The sequence below is a fragment of the Marinomonas communis genome, from assembly GCF_004363305.1.
GTDB lineage: Bacteria > Pseudomonadota > Gammaproteobacteria > Pseudomonadales > Marinomonadaceae > Marinomonas > Marinomonas communis.
Map to the genome: position 1 here is coordinate 442,827 of NZ_SNZA01000002.1, position 15,854 is coordinate 458,680.

The 15,854-nt window shown below is 48.1% G+C and carries 10 protein-coding genes; 4 read left to right on the top strand and 6 right to left on the bottom strand.

Annotation, left to right across the window (positions count from 1 at the left end; genetic code table 11):
* Positions 1-64 precede the first annotated feature (64 nt).
* Complete coding sequence (locus C8D85_RS08530; protein ID WP_211342160.1) at positions 65-2,428, top strand: TonB-dependent siderophore receptor; 2,364 nt, start codon at positions 65-67, stop codon at positions 2,426-2,428.
* Positions 2,429-2,547: 119 nt separating this feature from the next.
* Here C8D85_RS08530 and C8D85_RS08535 read toward each other — a convergent pair whose 3' ends face one another.
* The 6 genes from C8D85_RS08535 to C8D85_RS08560 all read right to left on the bottom strand — a co-directional run bounded on the left by C8D85_RS08535 (position 2,548) and on the right by C8D85_RS08560 (position 10,474).
* A complete protein-coding gene (locus C8D85_RS08535; RefSeq protein ID WP_133561629.1) occupies positions 2,548-3,237 on the bottom strand; it encodes a 1-pyrroline-5-carboxylate dehydrogenase in 690 nt (229 codons plus the stop codon).
* Between the two features lie 24 nt (positions 3,238-3,261).
* Entirely contained in the window at positions 3,262-6,384 is a 3,123-nt protein-coding gene (putA, locus tag C8D85_RS08540; protein ID WP_133561631.1) for a bifunctional proline dehydrogenase/L-glutamate gamma-semialdehyde dehydrogenase PutA, read from the bottom strand.
* 315 nt (positions 6,385-6,699) lie between these two features.
* The gene (locus C8D85_RS08545) at positions 6,700-7,476 is read right to left on the bottom strand and encodes an AraC family transcriptional regulator (RefSeq protein WP_133561633.1); all 777 of its coding nucleotides are present in this window, start codon (positions 7,474-7,476) and stop codon (positions 6,700-6,702) included.
* A gap of 109 nt (positions 7,477-7,585) precedes the next feature.
* Positions 7,586-8,542: an NADPH:quinone reductase gene (locus C8D85_RS08550; RefSeq protein WP_133561635.1), complete on the bottom strand. Its 957-nt coding sequence runs from the start codon at positions 8,540-8,542 to the stop codon at positions 7,586-7,588.
* A 17-nt stretch (positions 8,543-8,559) separates the two neighbouring features.
* Entirely contained in the window at positions 8,560-9,951 is a 1,392-nt protein-coding gene (locus C8D85_RS08555) for a TRAP transporter large permease (protein WP_133561637.1), read from the bottom strand.
* 1 nt (position 9,952) lies between these two features.
* A complete protein-coding gene (locus tag C8D85_RS08560; RefSeq protein ID WP_133561639.1) occupies positions 9,953-10,474 on the bottom strand; it encodes a TRAP transporter small permease subunit in 522 nt (173 codons plus the stop codon).
* Between the two features lie 324 nt (positions 10,475-10,798).
* On the opposite strand from C8D85_RS08560, the gene C8D85_RS08565 reads away from it, so the two are divergent.
* The 3 genes from C8D85_RS08565 to pstA all read left to right on the top strand — a co-directional run bounded on the left by C8D85_RS08565 (position 10,799) and on the right by pstA (position 15,851).
* A complete protein-coding gene (locus C8D85_RS08565) occupies positions 10,799-11,767 on the top strand; it encodes a PstS family phosphate ABC transporter substrate-binding protein (protein WP_133561641.1) in 969 nt (322 codons plus the stop codon).
* A 119-nt stretch (positions 11,768-11,886) separates the two neighbouring features.
* On the top strand, positions 11,887-14,139 hold the full coding sequence (locus tag C8D85_RS08570) for an ABC transporter permease subunit (RefSeq protein ID WP_133561643.1): 2,253 nt from the start codon (positions 11,887-11,889) through the stop codon (positions 14,137-14,139).
* Positions 14,139-15,851, top strand: coding sequence for a phosphate ABC transporter permease PstA (gene pstA / locus C8D85_RS08575; RefSeq protein WP_133561645.1), 1,713 nt, complete (start codon positions 14,139-14,141; stop codon positions 15,849-15,851). Before C8D85_RS08570 ends, pstA begins: the two co-directional genes overlap by 1 nt.
* Positions 15,852-15,854 lie beyond the last annotated feature (3 nt).

The following is a 15,854-nucleotide window of genomic DNA, read 5'->3' on the forward strand; positions in this document are numbered from 1 at the left end:
ACTACAAGAACGGCTAATAGCCGACAGGATGACTTTGTTTTACTGATTGTTTGAGAAACTGCCCATGTTTAAAAGAACGACTATTTCAGCGCTGGTTATCGGCGCTTCATTAAGTACCTTTCCTGCCTTTGCAGCAGAAAACGTGACGGGGCCGGAAACGGTTCTGACGGCTTCCTATCACTACGATATTCCAGCTGGAGCGCTTTCTGACGGTTTATTACGCTTTGCTGCAACCAGTGGCTTGTCTTTATCAGCGCAAGCATCTTTGACATTAGGAAAGCAGAACCAAGCGTTGTCAGGGGAACTTACGGTTGAACAAGCACTTGAGGCATTACTGCATGGTACGGGGTTAAAAGCTATGGTGCATGACTCCATGGTACTGCTGTCTGGTACGAGCCAGTACACCTTTGCTGAGCAGCCTGTGACCATGGAGACTCTAGCGGTGACCGCGAAGCGTGCTGATCGTGTATCGAAAGGGGCGACTGGACTTGAGTTGGATCTTAAAGACACGCCACAGTCGATCAGTTCGATTGAACAACAAAGTCTTGCTGAAAACGGCCTTACAAAAAGTAATGAAGCGTTGAATATGATCACAGGGCTTAACGTTGAGCAGTATGAGACCAATCGTGCAACGTTTAACTCTCGTGGCTTTGAGGTGCAGCTCACTCAAACTGATGGCCTTGGGGTTAGTAATAGCTTTGGTACGGTAACGGGTCAACAGGACACCTTCTTATTTGAAAAAATCGAAGTGATTCGTGGTGCCAACGGTCTGCTGACAGGGGTGGGAAATGCATCGGGGACGATTAACTATGTGCGTAAACGTCCGACCAACGAAGATGAAGGCCAAGTCAGTGTGAGCGCAGGCTCTTATGACACTCAGCGTGCTGCACTGGACTACAATAAAGTTCTAACGGAAGACGGTAGTTGGGCTGCGCGTGTGGTAATGGCAACGGAAACAGGTGAGTCGTATATTCGTGACCTAGAGAATGAAAACAGCACTGTCTACGCAGTGGTGGACGGCCAAGTAGGTGATAACGGCATTTTAACGTTTGGTATGAGCTACCAAGATGCAAATCAAGATTCACCAATGTGGGGCTCTCTTACGTTAAATGTAGAAGATGGCAGCCAAGCAAGTTTTGCTCGCTCGTCCTCAACTGCAGCCGATTGGGCGTACTGGGATACCGAAACCACCGATGCATTCGTAGAGTACACACATTTGCTGTCTGATAACTGGGAAGCAAAAGCCACTTATAACCATCGTGAGTTCGTTGGCGACTCGCAATTACTCTATGCCTACTCGACCAGTGGCAGCCTTAATACGGATTACAGCAACTTAGTCGGTTGGCCTTATAAAGGGCATACCGAAATCGAAAACGATCTGTTCGATATTAACTTAAGCGGCGATTTCGAAGCTTTCGGTCGTCAACACCAGCTACTAGCTGGCATCAGTTACTCAGAGCAGAACACAAAAACCTACAGCGGTAGCGTAGATGATTCAGAGATGCGTCAGTCACTACCTTCTTTTCCATACGATGGTAGTGCTTATCCAGAACCAAGTTTTGGTGATTTAGCGCTAGATGGTACCGGTGAGCAACAACTAACGCGTGTGTACCTTGCTTCTAAACTTCAGTTAGCCGATCAGTTGCACTCGATTATCGGTATGAATGCAATCAAACTAGAGCGTGCAGGTAAGTCTATTTACGGCAATGCCGTAAGCGCGACGAACTATCCAGATACAGAAGAAGTTAGCCCTTATGTGAGCTTCTTATATGACTTCACAGACGATGTCCTAGGTTATGTGTCTTACTCCGATATTTATCAAAACCAAGACCAAACAGACATCAATGGTAACTATCTAGATCCAGTAAAAGGCGTCAACTACGAAGCTGGTATTAAAGCAGAATGGTTCGATAAACGCGTACTGACAAGTTTTGCGGTATTTGAAGCGAAGCAAACAGGATTAGCGACTTATGCCGGTATTAACTCTAATCAGCAGTACTACTATGAGCCAAAAGACGTCACCTCACGTGGCTATGAAGTGGAAGCATCGGGCTACTTAACACCACTGACACGTTTGTCTCTTGGTTTGACTCATCTAAAACTTACTGGGCCAGATGGTAAAGATATCTACCAATGGGTGCCGCGTAACAGCGTGAAATTGATGTTGGATACGCGCCTAGCGTCTATGCCAGAGCTAAAGCTTGGGGTGAATACACGCTGGCAGTCTGATGTGCAATCCACCTCTAACGTGAAGCAAGATGCGTACATGGTGACCAATGCGTTTGTGTCCTATGAACTGACGGACGATGCGACATTGCGTTTGAACGTTAACAATATCTTTGATGAAAAATACATCCAAGGTCTGGCTTACGGTGCTATCTATGGTGCACCACGTAGTGCAACAGCAACGTTTGACTACCGTTTTTAAGTAAAAAAAAGCCCACTGCAAAGTTAGGGAGGGCTGCAGTGGGCTTAATACACTGAGAAAGATAACGTGGCGAGTACCAGGTGGAGAGCCTATCCCAACCACGTCATCTATCGCAGGGGTTACTCCGCTTTACTACCTAGTTCAAGTAGTGTTGCGTTACCGCCAATGGCAGTGGTATTCGTTGACACAGTCTGCTCTGTCACAAAACGAAGAATGTAGTGTGGCGCGCCAATGGTGCTTAGGGAGCCAATGCTCGTCTCTTCGACTAATTGACATAGCAAGCCAGATTTCTCCGCTAAACGTTTGCTCAACTGCTGGGCATTATCCACGTCACAGATGATTGCCACGCCAGCTAGATCGGTTGCTTCAATGATGGAATCTTGTGCCGATTCCGCCACATTTTGCACCACGCCTTCAGGAACAAACTTCGCCAGTGTGTCCATGATTTGTTGGCCTTCTGGGCCTACTGTAATCACAGGGTTACCCGCTACCAGCGCTGCAAAGATTTGACCGACTAGGCCAACAGAGACAAGGTCACCTGCGATGCCGGATTGCACGGTGGTTAAAAACACACCGCGACCGTGAGTGGATAGGACGTTGCTTTCACCAGTTGGTCCTGGCAATACAACGGCTTCACCAATTTCGTGACGGGCATTGTCTAACTGCCACTTGGCCATATTGGCTTGTTCGTGTGTTAGACCAAAGATCGCTTTTTCCAGCTGCGCAACACGGCCAGCAACACCTAATTGGTTCCAGGCTTCAAAGACTTGGTTAGCCACTTCGATTTGGATAGGTTTTACGATTGTCATGGGTTATTTCTCCTGTCAGCCTGATTAAACCAATTGCTCTTTCGCAAAGCGTGGTAGGTAGTGTGGGCCACCGGCTTTTGGACCTGTACCAGACAGACCTTGGCCACCAAATGGTTGTACACCTACGACAGCGCCGACTTGGTCACGGTTAACGTAGAGGTTACCAACGCGCGCACGGTTAGCAATGTGAGCACAAGTGGTTTCGTTACGGCTGTGAACGCCCATGGTCAAACCAAACCCAGAGTTATTAATCGTATCGATGATCTTATCTAGGTCTTTTGCTTTGTAGCGAACCACGTGCATGATCGGACCGAATTTCTCATCTTTTAGTTGGTCGATGCTGCTGATTTCAAACGCAGTCGGTGCCACAAAAGTTCCTTTTTCCGCCCATTCTGGTAGCTCGGCTTGAGCGATCAGACGACCTTCTTTTTTCATCACTTCGATGTGATCAAGCAGCATTTTTTGTGCTTTTTCATCGATTACCGGACCTACATCGGTTGAGTGTAGGTAAGGCAGGCCAACCGTCTGCTCTTTCATGGCGCCTGCGATCATTGGGATAACGCGATCGGCAATGTCAGCTTGAACAAACAAAACACGTAGGGCAGAACAACGCTGACCGGCAGAAGCAAAGGCAGAGCGAACGGCGTCACGTACAACCTGTTCTGGTAGAGACGTTGAATCAACCAACATCGCATTCTGACCACCGGTTTCTGCAATCACAGGAACTGGCGCAACACCACGGCTTGCCAAGGTACGGTTGATCAACTGTGCTGTGCCAGTTGAACCAGTGAACGCTAGACCTGCGATGCGTTTATGTTGCGTCATTGGCGCACCTACGGTTGCACCATTACCTGGTAGGAAGTGCAAGACGTCTTTTGGAATGCCTGCTTCGTGCAGCATTTGCACGGCACGGAAAGCAATCAAAGAGGTTTGCTCAGCGGCTTTACACACGACTGCGTTACCTGCTGCAAGAGCGGCAACAACTTGGCCAGTAAAGATCGCCAATGGGAAGTTCCATGGGCTGATACAAGCGAATACACCACGGCCAGTCAGTTGTGACTGCTGAGTCTTACCTTGGAAGTTGGTGAAGACTTTTGGTGCAGCAAAGTTTTGACGAACCTGTTGTGCGTAGTAGTTACAGAAGTCGACGGCTTCACGTACTTCGTCAATGCTGTCTTGGATGGTTTTACCCGCTTCGCGGTGACAGATAGCAACCAACTCAGCGTAGTTTTCTTCCATCAGCTCTGCCATACGTTCTAGGCAAGCTGCACGATCTGTTGCTGGGGTTTTAGACCAAGCAGGGAAGGCTGCATCCGCGGTATCGATGGCTTTGTTTACGATCTCAGTATTGGACCAGTACACTTTACCGACGTTTAGACTGTGATCGTATGGGCTGTTTACTTCACGAACTTTGTCCGTTTCTAGGTTTTCACCGCCAACGATTGGGTAAGCCGTCCACGTTGTGTCAGCCCCCATGAAGGCATCAACAGACGCTTTAAATGGTGTCCATTCAGACTCAATCTCGATGTTTGGACCATAGGAGTTTTTACGGTCAACAAACATGTCTTTTGGTAGATTAATGAATGGGTTGCGCAGCGTTTTACGGCTCATAAGCGTCGTCACTGGGTGATCGACTAGCTCAGAGATTGGGCAACGTGCATCCACTAGACGGTGTACGAATGAGCTGTTAGCACCGTTTTCTAGAAGACGACGAACCAAGTAAGGAAGCAAATCTTTATGGCTACCAACTGGCGCGTAAATACGAACACAAACGTCTTTGTCTTTTATTAGACGGTTGTAAAGCGCATCGCCCATGCCGTGTAGGCGCTGGAATTCGTACTCGTTAGTGGTTGCGCCCAAGTTTTCTGCAATCGTAGCAATGGTCGCAATCGTATGCGCATTGTGGCTTGCGAATTGTGGGAAGATCCACTGACGTGTGTGTGCACTTAATAGGAAGTTTGCACAAGCAAGGTATGAAACGTCGGTTGATTCTTTACGTGTGTAAACTGGGTAACCACTTAGACCACGTTGCTGACACAGCTTGATTTCAGAGTCCCAGTAAGCGCCTTTTACCAAACGCAGAGGAATACGATCACCCACGTCTTTTGCAAGAGCGGCTAGCCAGTTTAGAACAGGAAGACAACGTTTCGAGTAGGCTTGTACAACGAGGCCAAATAGTCCCCAGCCTTTTGTGCTTTCGTCACGGAACAGCTTTTCAAACAGGTGCAGCGATAGCTCTAAGCGGTCCGCTTCTTCTGCGTCGATGGTGATGCCAACGTTCAATGCGCGGGCTTTTTGGATCAAACCTTTTACGCTTTCAAACAGCTCTGTCATGACGCGCTCTTCACAGCCCACTTCGTAACGTGGGTGTAGGGCAGACAGTTTGATTGAGATCGTTGGGCGGTGGCCCTTGTTGTAGGTGTCTTTACCAACGGATTCGATGGCTTGTTCGTAAGACTTAAGGTACTTGTCGGCATCAGCAGCAGTCAGTGCTGCTTCACCTAACATGTCGAATGAGTAGGTGTAGCCTTTGTCGCGGTAGCTCTTACCACGTGACAATGCTTCGCTGATAGAACGACCAAGCACGAATTGGTGCCCCATGATCTTCATCGCTTGGTTCATGGCTTTACGAATCACTGGCTCAGAAACACGGTTTACCATGCGATTGATCAGGTTTGCTGGCTGACCATCTTTGGTTTCGTCCATAGTGACGATTTTACCCGTCAACAATAGACCCCAAGTCGACGCGTTAACGAAGAATGAGTCCGAGTTTTTAACGTGAGAAGCCCAGTCAGCAACACTTAGACGGTCTTTGATGAACGCATCAGCGGTTTCTTTGTCTGGCACACGCATCAAGGCTTCTGCCAAACACATTAGCAAGATACCTTCTTTAGTATCCAGGCTGTACTCAAGCAACAGTGAGTCAATCATTGACATGGACTCATCGTCTTTACGTACTTGCTCGATCAAGGTTGTCGCGGCATCTGTGCTGGCTTTTAGCTGCGCATCAGTTGGTTCAGCTAGCTTTAATAGCTCTGTTAGCCACAGCTCTTCATCCGCACTGTACAGCGGTGAAATGCGCTGCCACAGTTCGTTTAGGGGGCGCTCAAGAATAGTTGGTTGTAAAACCTCGAGTGCGTTAAACATAGTTAGATTCTCCCACGACAACCGGAAATAGTTGTTTCCGTATAAAACCGTTTTGTATTGTTATGAAGACGTTCTACGTAAAGTGTTGCAAAGGAAGTGGAAAACTCAAGCCAGCAAACGTGCAACAAACGTCATCTTCGTACTGTGAGAGAAATATAGTGACAGAGTGGTGACAGCGTCTTTCGTAATACTCGGCTTTTTTTATAAGAAAATCCGACAGAATTTATTAGTGTTGTAAACAAGTCGACAACTGCGCCAATTAAGAGCATAAAAGGCGCGAAATGCTAAAAACTAGTGCGAGTGAATGGCTGGTAATCAGCTATTACGGAACTGTTTTTGATATTTCAGAGGGGTGATACCAAGAGTCTGAGAAAAGGTGCTGGTCATGGCACTTTGGCTGGAAAAGCCGCACATTTCTGCCACTTGAACCGGGGTATGGCCGTCACGCAAAAATAACTGCGCTCGTTCGAGACGTTTACGAATCAGATATTGATGCGGCGTCATGCCTGTACGCTCTTTAAAGCGCTCATGAAACTGGCTCACGCTTAAAAAGCAAAAGTTAGCGAGTTGGCTGATTTGCACACGACGAGACAGGTTTAACTCAATAAACTGATCAAGCTTTTCAATATCTAACTGCTGGCCACGGGTTTTAATGTTTTGGTTGTTTAGCTGATGGCGAATGGCACTGAGCAAGGTATTGCCACAGGCACGTGCTAATAAAACATCCTCTGGGTATTGCTGTAGCTCTCCCGATAGGGCGGATGCCAATACCTGTAACCTTGGATTTAGCTCAAAGTAGGCCGCTTGATCAAACAATCGTGACACCACTTCGTACTCTTCATCTGTGATGGCTTTTTGTGGCGGTACCGGCAAGTTCACCACCATTATGCGATTGTCACCGAGGCCAACAAACTGATGGCCTTCTGCTGAGGGCACAATGCAGCCACTGCCAGAACGCATTTGACGACCACCGCGACTTTCTAAATCAAAGTCGGTGTTACCATCAAGAACGACAACTAACTGATGGTAGTTGTGGTCATGCGTGTCAGCCACATCGGGCAAGCTGAAAACATCAGAATCAGAGGGAGCCAAGTAAATTGCCTACTTTTTATTCAATCAAACGGTGAAAGTATAGCGGGGTCGCGGGAAATTGAGTAGAGGGAAAATGAAAGAGGGCAGAGAATCTGCCCTCTGACGCGGGTTACAAGACAACGACTAGGTTCCCTTGAGCACCACTTTTTAGAACATCTTCATGGGCTTGCGGTAATTCGGTCAGAGCGTACTCTTTACGAATAACGGGTTTCAGCACACCTTTTTCGAACAGTGGCAACATCGCTTGGGCGATACGTTTCAGCGCATCGGGCGTTGCGTTTGCTAAGGCCACACCCATCACCGCTGCATCGCGCGCCATCAGGTCACGAGGGTTGATGTCCACGGTGCCACGGTTACCGATCACCGCCACACGACCACCAAATGCGAGAGCTTTGAGGTCCTGGTCAAGGTTATGGTTAGCCAACATCTCGATGATCACATCAAAGCCAGTTTGCAGTGATTGGTAAGGTGTTAGATAGCCTTCTTGGTTGTGCATGATGACTTCTTGAACACCCTGAGCACGTAGCAGATTTGCGCCTTCAATGGTGCCTGCAGAAGCTACAACGTTCATACCAGCCGCCAGTGCAAGCTGAACCGTTGCAATACCCACTGCACCGGTTGCACCGTGCACCAGAACACGCTCGCCCGCTTGGGCGTGAGCGCGGCCAAATAGAGCACGATGGGCTGTGGTGTAAGGAACCCCTAGGCAAGCACCTTCAGCGAAACTCAACGCATTTGCTAACGGAAAGGTATGCGTCGGTAGGGTGACGGCATACTCTGCAGCAGAGCCAGTTAGGTTGCGTGAGAAATAGACACGTTGGCCAATGCTAAACCCAGTTACATTGCTACCGACTTCGACAATCGTACCCGCGCCGTCATTGCCTGGGGTATGAGGAAATGACGCCGTGTAGTTATTGATGCCAGAACGAATGTAAGTATCAACTGGGTTAACCCCAGAGGCTCCGATTTGAACCAGTATTTGATCATCGTTGATGGTGGGCTTTTCAGCATCTACCAGCGTTAAATCACTTGCTGGTCCATAATCGTTCACTTGCATAGCTTTCATAGCATCTCCTCTTATTATTAGTCTGCGTAGACCGTTTCAGGCAACCAAGTTGCCAGATCAGGCCAAATAGCGAGCAGTAACAGTACGAACAATTGAATCAAAATAAACGGAATCACACCTTTATAGATAGACTGCGTTTTTACTTCTGGTGGCGCAACGCCACGTAGGTAGAACAGGGCGAAACCAAACGGTGGTGTTAGGAATGACGTTTGTAGGTTGATCGCCATCATAATACCTAACCAGATTGGATCTAGGCCCATTGCCAACAATACTGGGGCAACGATAGGCACCACAACAAAGGTGATTTCGATGAAGTCTAAAATAAAGCCTAGGAAGAACATCACCAACATGACGATCAAGACTGCACTGATGACACCACCAGGCAGTTGGTTAAAGAACTCATGAATCAGTTCTTCACCACCAAAACCACGGAAGACCAACGAGAACAGTGACGCACCGACTAGGATCATAAATACCATGCCGGTGACCTTTGTGGTCGACAGTACACACTCTTTAAGAGTTTGTAACGACAGCTTACCGGATGCCCACGCTAGGATAGCGGCACCGAATGCGCCAACACCTGCTGCTTCTGTCGGTGTTGCTAGACCGCCAAGGATCGAACCTAATACCGCAAGGATCAGGAGCAACGGCGGCAACAAGCCTTTGATGATCTCAAGTGCTAAAGAAGAATCGTCCACACCACGGCGCAGCTCTTCTTTTGGTACGGCTGGGGCTTTATGCGGCTGTAGCCACGCCACACCAGCTACGTAAGCAATGTACAGGGCAACCAAGATTAAACCAGGGATCAAGGCACCGACGAATAAGTCGCCTACGGAAACCGTTTTAGGAGAGAACACGCCCATTTCCAATTGTGCCTTTTGGAAGGCATTAGACATGACATCACCTAGTAGTACGAGGGCGATTGACGGTGGAATGATTTGGCCAAGGGTACCTGTTGCACAAATAGTACCGGTTGCTAGGGCCGGGTCGTAGCCACGACGTAACATCGTAGGTAGCGAGATCATACCCATAGTCACTACAGTTGCACCCACAATACCAGTGCTGGCTGCCATCAACATGCCCACTAGGATCACCGAAATGCCCAAACCACCGCGCATGGTACCGAACAGCATCGCCATGGAATCCAATAGGCGCTCAGCTAGCTTAGATTTTTCTAGCAGAACACCCATCAAGACAAACAGTGGTACAGCAATCAGGGTTTCATTGCGTACGATACCAAACAAGCGGTTTGGTAAGGCTTCTAGGAATACCGCATCGAACGTTCCAAACATCGCACCACCGGCAGCGAACAGCAGCGCTGTACCACCTAGAGAGAAGGCAACCGGGTAACCGAATAGAAGAAACACACAGACACCGGCGAATAGCCATAAAGGTAAAAACTCAGCCACCTTATTGTGCCTCCGTTAATTGCTGTTTATTGAATACCACACCTAGGTTCTTAAGAATGTCAGCGATGCCCTGAATAATCAGTAGCGCCATCATAATTGGAATCAGTGTTTTTAGAAGGTAGACGAATGGCAGGCCACCTGGCTCTTGTGATGTTTCTAACACACGCCAAGAAGCGGCGACGTAGTCGATGCTCATGTAGGCGGTGTAAGCACAGAATGGCAATAAGAAGAACAAGCCCCCTAAGATATTCACCCAAGCTTTTTTGCGCGGTGAGAAATCTCGGTAAAGCACATCTACTCGCACGTGTTCATCGTCTTTGAAGGTGTACGCTGCGCCGAGCATAAACACCATAGCATGCATATAAAGCACAGACTCTTGCAGAGCGATGGAGCCGATGCCCAACCCATAGCGTAGCAACACTATTAGACAGGTCAGCAACATCATAAGAAGGGTAAGCCAAGCGACACATTTCCCCACGACGGAGGAAATGCCTTCGGCACCGCATACGATTTTGTTAAACATAGTTAAACCCACAGGCTATTTTTTTGCTTTTGTAATATAGAAAGGCGGAAAAATCCGAGGCGTCAGTCTATTTGATATCCAGTCTGTTGGGAATATTTGAAGTACATTTCCCTTTAAAAGCCCCGTAATGAATGGCTTTGACCGCTTTTTTGCGCTCTTTATAGGGAGCTGGTGAAAAAAGATTCAGAATATTTCAAGCTTTAACATTAATGTCACAAAGCCTCTTTATAGTTCACATCATCGAAAGAAAACGAAGTTTATTCGGGCTCTCTGATAAAGATTTCGATTCATACAAAACTGACGATAACCATTGAGGTTGAAGTGATGATAAAACTAGTTGCGACTCTAGCAGTGTCTACTCTAGCAGGTGTTTCTGCTAACGTAATGGCAGACGTTGATGCAAACCTACCTTCTTACACTAAAGCAAGTGGTGTATCAGGTAACATCTCTAGTGTTGGTTCTGACACGCTAGCGAACCTAATGACGCTATGGGCAGAAGATTTCAAACGTCTTTACCCTAACGTGAACATCCAGATCCAAGCAGCTGGCTCTTCTACTGCGCCACCAGCGCTTACTGAAGGTACTTCTAACTTCGGTCCAATGTCTCGTCAAATGAAAGACAAAGAGATCGCAGCATTCGAGAAGAAATACGGCTACAAGCCAACGGCTATCCCAGTAGCAATCGATGCTCTAGCAGTATTCGTACACAAAGATAACCCAATCAAAGGTCTATCTCTTCCAGAAGTGGATGCGATCTTCTCTTCTACTCGTAAGGGTGGTCACAGCGAAGACATCACTAACTGGGGTGCAGCTGGCCTTGAAGGTGCTTGGGCAAACCGTGATGTGCAGCTATTTGGTCGTAACTCAGTATCTGGTACTTACGGTTACTTCAAATCAAACGCTCTATTCAAAGGTGACTTCAAAAACTCTGTAAACGAGCAGCCAGGTTCTGCTTCTGTAGTACAGTCAGTTTCTACGTCTCTTAACGGTATCGGTTACTCTGGTATCGGTTACAAAACTTCTTCAGTACGTGCTCTGCCACTTGCTAAGAAAGAAGGCGGTGACCTAATCGACGCAACGCCAGAAAACGCTGCGACGGGTAAATACCCACTGTCTCGCTTCCTTTACGTTTATGTAAACAAAGCACCTAACAAACCACTAGCTCCACTAGAGCGTGAGTTCGTTAAGATGGTTCTTTCTAAAATGGGTCAAGAAGTTGTAGTGAAAGACGGTTACGTTCCACTACCAGCGAAAGTATCAGCTAAATACCTATCTGACCTAGGTATTCAGTAATAAGAGATACTGGATAACAAGGAACGTTTGCAGGATGCAACGGAGCAGGAGAGACTTGATCTCTCCTGCTTTTGTTATGTCCCTAACTGTCACAAAAATGTCATAAAAAGTGAAATCGGATGAGTACAAAAGCGGATCAAAAAATACCCGAACTGGATTTCGATACGCCAGCATTGAAGCGTCATCGTAAAGTTCGTGCATTCAAAGATCGCAGTGCGAGCGTTGGCATAGCCATCGGCGGTAGCAGTGTGATTTTGGCTGTCCTACTGATATGTTTCTATTTAATGTATGAGGTTGCACCCCTATTTTCAGGTGCCAGTATTGAGCAAAAAGACAGCTATGCCGTGCCTGCTGCAGAGTCAGGTAAAAGTTTATATCTCACATCAGAAGAGCAAGCCGAAGTGGGCTTCCGTGTGGCTGAAAACGGCGACATGGTGTACTTCAAAGTGGCCGACGGTAGCGTTATTGAGAACGTTAAAAACCCGTTAGGTCAGCCTACTGCATTTGCCGTTGAGTCTGACACTAGCCGCATGATTGCCTTCGCTTACGCCGATGGCCGTGTTCTTGTGGCACAGCAAGTGTACAAGACGACGTATCCTGAAGGTGAGCGTGTGATCACGCCAAGCATTGAATACCCATACGGTACAGAAGGTATCCAAGCTGCCGATTTCGCACCACGCCACTTGAGCATTCGTGACAACGAAGATCGTATGACATTAGCGGTTGTTGGCGATCAGCAAGCACAAGTCGTGCGTTTATCAAAAGACGTTAACTTCATCACGGAAGAAGTCGAGTTAACGGAAGACAGTGCAGACATCCCATTTGTAGACGGCACCCATTCACTATTGATTTCGGGTGATCAACGTTACTTGTACGTAGCGAATGCTGCGGGGGCCATGTCTGAGTTTGATATTCGTGACATTGATGATGTGCAACTAAAAGAGCAAATCGATTTAATCGATGGCGATGCGCAGCTGGTTTCGATGCGTTACTTGCTAGGTCAGTCATCTGTTATGGTGGCAGACAGTGCTGGTCGTGTGAGCCAATGGTTCAACGTACGTGACGATAACAATGTTGAGCATCTAACTTACATTCGTGATGTGAAGCACCCAACGGGTTTGGTCGACATGGCGATGGAACACCGTCGTAAAGGCTTTGCTACCTTGGATGATCGTGGTGTGGTATCGATCTTCAACGCAACCTCTAGCCGTCAGGTGATTGATGAGCGTATTAGCGACGGATCAGCGACTATGATTAGCTTCGCACCGCGTGCTAACGGTCTATTACTAGAAGACGGAAAAGGTCTACATTTCTTCGAAGTTGATAACGAACACCCTGAAGTCTCTTGGTCATCGATCTGGGGCAAAGTGTGGTACGAAGGTTATCAAGAGCCGACTTACACTTGGCAGTCTTCTGCTGCGAACAACGACTTCGAGCCAAAATACAGCTTGATGCCACTGGCATTCGGTACCCTTAAAGCCGCGTTCTATGCCATGTTGATGGCGGTTCCGCTAGCGATCTGTGGTGCGATCTACACGGCTTACTTCATGGCACCGGGTCTGCGTCGTAAAGTAAAACCTGTGATCGAGCTAATGGAAGCGCTTCCAACGGTTATTCTAGGTTTCTTAGCCGGTCTATTCTTTGCACCATTCCTAGAAGAAAACCTAGCGGCGGCATTTAGCATCCTAGTGGTACTTCCGCTTGGCATTCTATTGTTTGCCTTTATTTGGTCTCGTTTGCCACAAAGTGTTCGCTTTATGGTGCCGGACGGCTGGCAACCAATGCTGCTTATTCCAGTGGTTGTACTATTGGGTTGGGGCTGTGTGGCGATGAGCCCAGTGATCGAATTGAGCTTCTTCGACGGCAACATTCGAGGCTTTATCACTAACGATCTAGGTATCACGTTCGACCAACGTAACGCCCTAGTCGTTGGTTTTGCGATGGGCTTTGCGGTGATTCCAACGATCTTCTCGATCACCGAAGACGCGATCTTCTCAGTGCCAAAAGCGCTAACACAAGGCTCGCTAGCATTGGGGGCGACCTACTGGCAAACCATGACACGCGTGGTACTACCAACTGCAAGTCCAGGTATCTTCTCTGCCATCATGATCGGTATGGGTCGTGCCGTGGGTGAAACCATGATCGTATTGATGGCCACTGGTAACACGCCAATCATGGACTTCAACATCTTCGAAGGTATGCGTACCTTGGCGGCGAACTTGGCCGTGGAAGTACCGGAATCCGAAGTGGGTAGCTCGCACTACCGTATCTTGTTCTTGGCAGCGTTTGTGTTGTTTGCCTTCACCTTCGTCGTGAACACCATCGCTGAATCCGTGCGTCAGCACCTACGTAAGAAATACGGGTCGCTATAATGAGTAATGAACTAAAAATTAAGAATCAAACCGTATCCCAGTGGGTGAAGTCTGGTGATCCATGGGTATGGCTAAACGCAGGTGCAGTAGCGATCTGTGTGATCATGGTAATTGGTCTATTGGCGCTGATTGCGGTACGTGGTCTAGGTCACTTTTGGCCAGCGGACATTAACCAAGGTACATACAGTCTACCTGGCTCAACGCCATACACATTGGTTGCAGAGCGCGTTGAGTCAGCGGAAGTACCTGCTGCTCAGCTACGTGAAGCAGGCATCGATGTCGCGGACCATCATGACCTAATGATGCGCTCTTTGATGAAAACGGGTAACCGTGATGTATATGGCTCTGACTTCCGTTGGGTGATCGATGAGTACTTCACCGATATTACTCAACCAGAGATGCTGTTTGCAGCAGAACGTCACGAGTGGGGCAACCTGTACGGTTACCTAAAAGCCGTGAAAGAAGATGGCAAAGTGGTTGCACAGACAGAAGACCTAACACCAACGGATTCAGCGTTGGCTACTTGGGCTGCTTTTGAACGTAGTATTGAGCGTGCCACAACGATTTACGACGACATCCATGATGTGGAAAAAGACGAAATCGGTGCGATCAACCACAAGCTAGAGCGTCTTCGTCTGGAACAGCGTCGTCTTGAGTTGAACAACGAACTGACGCCAGCGAAATTGGCTGATATTGACGCGCAACGTGCAGAGCAAGATGCGCTGTACGAAGCATTACAGCAACGTCTGATCGACCTATACGCCGAAATCAACCGTGATACCTTCGTGGTACAGGTAATGGATGGCAGCGTACATGAACTGCAAGTAGCAAAAGTTGTTCGCGCGTACCGTCCTAATGCCATGGGCATTGCTGAGAAGCTAGGCTTCTACGGTTCAAAAGTGGTGGAGTTCCTAACTGCTGAACCACGAGAAGCGAATACGGAAGGTGGTGTGTTCCCTGCGATCTTCGGTACCGTAATGATGGTACTCTTGATGACCATCCTGGTGACACCATTTGGTGTCGTCGCGGCGGTTTACCTACGCGAATACGCATCGCAAGGTTTTGTGACACGTACCATTCGTATCGCAGTAAACAACTTAGCGGGTGTACCATCGATCGTATACGGTGTATTTGGCCTAGGTTTCTTCGTTTACTTCCTAGGTTCGGGGATCGACCAAGCGTTCTTCCCAGAAGCGTTACCGTCACCGACGTTCGGTACCGGTGGTCTAATGTGGGCCTCGATCACACTCGCACTGCTAACCGTGCCAGTGGTCATCGTAGCCACAGAAGAAGGTCTATCACGTATTCCTCGTAACGTACGTGAAGGCTCTTTGGCACTGGGTGCCACCAAAGCAGAAACACTATGGCGTGTGGTCTTGCCAATGGCCAGCCCAGCGATCATGACCGGTGTTATCCTAGCGGTAGCCCGTGCTGCCGGTGAGGTAGCGCCACTGATGCTGGTTGGTGTAGTGAAATTGGCACCATCGCTACCATTGGATGGCAACTACCCGTTCATCCACTTGGATCAGAAGTTCATGCACTTGGGCTTCCATATTTATGATGTGGGCTTCCAAAGCCCGAACGTAGAGGCAGCGCGCCCATTGGTTTACGCGACTGCACTATTATTGGTAATCGTGATTGCATTGCTTAACTTAGCAGCCGTTACCATCCGTAACCACCTACGTGAAAAATACAAATCGCTGGAAATGTAAGAC

What these genes read in the sequence shown, in the direction of transcription:
- C8D85_RS08570 (WP_133561643.1), top strand. Translation starts at nt 11,887, where the DNA reads ATGAGTACAAAAGCGGATCAAAAAATACCCGAACTGGATTTCGATACG.
- C8D85_RS08530 (WP_211342160.1), top strand. Translation starts at nt 65, where the DNA reads ATGTTTAAAAGAACGACTATTTCAGCGCTGGTTATCGGCGCTTCATTA.
- C8D85_RS08535 (WP_133561629.1), bottom strand. Translation starts at nt 3,237, where the DNA reads ATGACAATCGTAAAACCTATCCAAATCGAAGTGGCTAACCAAGTCTTT.
- C8D85_RS08550 (WP_133561635.1), bottom strand. Translation starts at nt 8,542, where the DNA reads ATGAAAGCTATGCAAGTGAACGATTATGGACCAGCAAGTGATTTAACG.
- C8D85_RS08560 (WP_133561639.1), bottom strand. Translation starts at nt 10,474, where the DNA reads ATGTTTAACAAAATCGTATGCGGTGCCGAAGGCATTTCCTCCGTCGTG.
- C8D85_RS08565 (WP_133561641.1), top strand. Translation starts at nt 10,799, where the DNA reads ATGATAAAACTAGTTGCGACTCTAGCAGTGTCTACTCTAGCAGGTGTT.
- pstA (WP_133561645.1), top strand. Translation starts at nt 14,139, where the DNA reads ATGAGTAATGAACTAAAAATTAAGAATCAAACCGTATCCCAGTGGGTG.
- putA (WP_133561631.1), bottom strand. Translation starts at nt 6,384, where the DNA reads ATGTTTAACGCACTCGAGGTTTTACAACCAACTATTCTTGAGCGCCCC.